The organism is Actinomadura sp. BRA 177 (assembly GCF_013372625.1).
In the GTDB taxonomy this organism is placed as follows: domain Bacteria; phylum Actinomycetota; class Actinomycetes; order Streptosporangiales; family Streptosporangiaceae; genus Spirillospora.
The window spans coordinates 1-3,558 of the sequence record NZ_JABXFD010000087.1; the positions used below are offsets into that span (position 1 = coordinate 1).

Annotated in this window: 4 protein-coding genes; 3 read left to right on the top strand and 1 reads right to left on the bottom strand. The window is 74.6% G+C overall.

Features of this window, described 5'->3' with window-relative positions:
• Both HUX53_RS01920 and HUX53_RS01925 read left to right on the top strand, forming a co-directional pair.
• The coding region (locus tag HUX53_RS01920) for a CdaR family transcriptional regulator (protein WP_176401444.1) at nucleotides 1-705 on the top strand (705 nt) is incomplete at its 5' end.
• 65 nt (nucleotides 706-770) lie between these two features.
• The gene (locus HUX53_RS01925) at nucleotides 771-1,565 is read left to right on the top strand and encodes an alpha/beta fold hydrolase (RefSeq protein ID WP_176401445.1); all 795 of its coding nucleotides are present in this window, start codon (nucleotides 771-773) and stop codon (nucleotides 1,563-1,565) included.
• Here HUX53_RS01925 and HUX53_RS01930 read toward each other — a convergent pair.
• Complete coding sequence (locus tag HUX53_RS01930; RefSeq protein WP_176401446.1) at nucleotides 1,540-2,535, bottom strand: dihydrodipicolinate reductase; 996 nt, start codon at nucleotides 2,533-2,535, stop codon at nucleotides 1,540-1,542. The genes HUX53_RS01925 and HUX53_RS01930 overlap by 26 nt on opposite strands.
• A 107-nt stretch (nucleotides 2,536-2,642) precedes the next feature.
• Between HUX53_RS01930 and HUX53_RS01935 the strand changes: the two genes are divergently transcribed.
• Nucleotides 2,643-3,558 (top strand): glutamate--cysteine ligase (locus tag HUX53_RS01935; RefSeq protein ID WP_309236999.1); only part of this gene is annotated, 916 nt, incomplete at its 3' end.

Below are 3,558 nucleotides of genomic sequence, written 5' to 3' on the forward strand. Positions count from 1 at the left end.
TCGGCCCCCCGGCGGTGGGGCGGGTGGTCGCGGCACGCGGGCCCCGGACACGCCCGTCGCCGTCGGTCGGGGCGCTGTCCGCGCTCGCCGCGACGGCTGGCGCCGCTCAAGGCCGCCCGCCGGCCCGCGCGCGTCGGCGTGCTGGACGAGGGCGGCCCGCACGCCCGCGTCGGCGTCCTCGCCTCGCTGCCCGCCCGCGCGGACGCGGCGACGGCGCTCACCGAGGTCGCGACGCGCATCCGCAAGCAGTCCGGTGGCACGGTGATGGCGGCCGGGTCGGTGGTGGAGACGATCCAGGACGTGCGCCGCTCGTTCCTGGAGGCCGAGCAGGTCGCCGACGTCGCCGCCCGCGGCTCCGGCGCCCGCCTGTTCTACCGGCTCCCCGACCTGCGCCTTCGCGGCCTCCTGCATCTGCTCCGCGACGACGCCCGCGTCCAGACGTTCGTCGAACGCGAACTCGGGCCGCTGCTGGAGTACGACGCGCAGCGCGGCAGCGACCTCACCCGCATCCTGGAGCTCTACCTCGAATCGGGCCGGAACAAGGCCGTCGCGGCGCAGCAGGCGCACCTGTCGCGTCCCGCCTTCTACGAGCGGCTGCGCCGCATCGAGCGCGTCCTCGACGCCGACCTCGACGACGTGGAGTCGTGCGTGTCGTTCCATGTCGCCCTGCTGGCGCTGAGCTCCGTCCGGTGGGAACGGCCCTGAGCGGTCACCGCCGTGGCCGGTGAAGGACGTCCGGGACGGCCCACTTCGCGCATACGCTTCACTCCATGACGGACGCGGCGTTGCATGTGCATCGATATGGAGACCCGGCGGGCGAGCCCGTCGTCCTGCTGCACGGGGTCACGGGGCATGGCGCGCGATGGCGGCGGACGGCGGAGTCCTACCTGGCGGACCGCTCCGTCCTGGCGCCCGACCTGCGCGGGCACGGGCGGTCGCCGGCCGAGCCGCCGTGGACGATCGAGCGGCACGTCGCGGACGTCCTGGCCCTGCTGGACGCGGAGGGCATCGAGCGCGCCGACCTCGTCGGGCACTCCTACGGCGGCATGATCGCGGTGCACCTGGCGCGGACGGCGCCGCGGCGGGTGCGGCGGCTCGTCCTGCTCGACCCGGCGATCGGGCTCACCCCGCAGGAGGCGGCGCGGCAGGCCCGCGGCTACCTGACCCCCGTGTCGTTCGGCGACGTCGCGGAGGCCCGCGCCTACCGGGCGGAGCGCTGGTCCGAGGCGCCGGGCGACGCCGTGGACGAGGAGGTCGCCGAGCACCTCGAACTCTCCCCCGACGGCCGGCTGCGGTGGCGGTTCGAGCCGGCGGCGGTGGTGACCGCGTACTCGGAGATGGCCCGCCCGCACCTGACGCCGCCGGCGGACGTCCCCACCCACCTGGTCATCGCGACGCGCGCCGACCTCGTCCGGCCCGAGTTCGTCGTGGACTGCCGCGCGGCGCTCGGCCCAAGGCTCGCCATCAGCGAGATCGAGGCCGGCCACATGCTGTACGTCGACCGCCTGGAGGAGACCGGGACGCTGCTCGCCGGCTGGCTCAGCGGAGCAGACGCCGCCCGGTGAACACCGGCAGGGTCAGCGGAGTGTGCAGGCCGGGCGGTGCCTCGGCGACCGCCCGGACGGCGTTGACCATGCGCAGCGCCGCCGCGTGGGCGCCCCCGGGGGCGGCGAGGTCCATCCGCGCGCCCGGCTCCCCGGCGATCTCGACGCGGTAGCCGCCCGCCTCCCCGAAGGGCGGCGCGGGCCAGTGCGGGGCGAGATCCGCCCGCGCCCGGACGACATCCTCCACGGTGATCACGGGCCTCCCTTGCAACACCCCCGAAACTTGGAACCGCAAGCCGGCCAAGGCGCCCTTCTCGATCCGCCCACCGGCCACATCTAACGCCTCCGGCGCCGCGCAAATCTCATAGGCCTCGGTGAGATCGTCCAGCGGAACGGCCAGCTGCCGCGCGATCAGCCGGACCACGGGCCCCCACCGCCGCCCCGGCGCCCCGGCCCTGACAACAGCCGGCCGCCGCCCGATCGGCGCCCCGAACCCGACCCGTCCGCCGTCCCCGCACCGGAACTCGGTGACCTTGATCCCGTCGATCCGCCGGCAGGCCCCGCTGAGCAGCACCGGAAGCACGTCCCCGACCAGCCCGGGCCCCACAGCGAGAAAGGCGGCCTCACCCATCGCGCAAGCAGAACGGAGCCTGCGAACAAGGCTCTGATCAGCCGACGGCGGATCCACCAACGCCGGCAGGACGTTCGACACCACACCGGCCCCCGCCGCCAGGACCCGGCACAGATCGTCAGCAGATCCGCCCGTATGGCAGACGACGTCCGGCCGCCTGGCCAGCAGCGCGGCGGGATCATCGGTCGCGAGCACGCCCAGCCGCCGGCCGGTTCCGGCCAGTTCGGCGGCGTCCACGCCCGCCTGCCGAGGATCGTCGGTCACCACGCCGGCGAGTTCCAGCTCCGGGTGCTCGATGATGCCCCGGAGCGTCCGCCTGCCGACGGCTCCGGCGGCCCACTGGCCAACGAGATAGGACATACCACCACCTTTCGACCAAGCGCTAGGTCAAATCTAGGCCCGGCCGTGTGACCAGGACGATCCCTTCCCGCGATGTACATCCGTGCACTCCCGGGAAGGAGACCCTGGTGACTGTGCACACGGGGCCGCGCACGCTCGGGGTGGAGGAGGAACTGCTCCTCGTCGACCCGGCGAGCGGTGCGCCGCAGGCCGTCTCCGGTTCCGTCATCCGCTACGCGCGGCGCCACGACGAACTGTTCCTGACGGGCGGCCGGCGGTCGAAATCCCTGGAGACCGAGCTGCAGCGCGAGCAGCTCGAAACCGCGACGCCGGTCTGCGCGTCGCTCGGCGAGCTGTCCGACCACGTCCGGTCGGCCCGCCTCGCGGCGGCGAAGTCGGCGGCCGGGGTGGGCGTCTCCATCGCCGCCCTCGCCACGTCGCCGGTGAGCGTCCACCCCTCGCTGACCCCTTCGGACCGCTACCTGCGGATGGCGGACGCCTACGGCCCCACCGCCGCCGAGCAGCTCACCTGCGGCTGCCACGTGCACGTCGGCATCGACTCCCCGGACGAGGGCGTCGCCGTCCTGGACCGCATCCGCCCCTGGCTGCCGCCACTGCTCGCCCTCAGCGCGAACTCGCCGTTCTGGCAGGGCGCCGACACCGGCTACGACAGCTGGCGGCACCAGGTGTGGAGCCGCTGGCCGTCCAGCGGCCCCACGGAACTGTTCGGCACGGCCGACGGATACCGCACGACGGTCGAGGCCCTCCTGGCCACCGGCGCACTCGTGGACGAGGGCATGATCTACTTCGACGCCCGCCTCTCCCGCCACTACCCGACCGTGGAGATCCGGGTGCCGGACGTCTGCCTGCACGCCGACGACGCCGTGCTGATGGCCGCGTTCGTCCGCGCACTGGTCGACACCGCCGCCGACGCCTGGCACGCCGGCGAGCCCCCCGACCCGGTCCGCGCCGACCTGATGCGCCTGGCGATGTGGCGCGCCGGCCGCTCCGGCCTCCGCGACACCCTCGTCCACCCCTGCACCC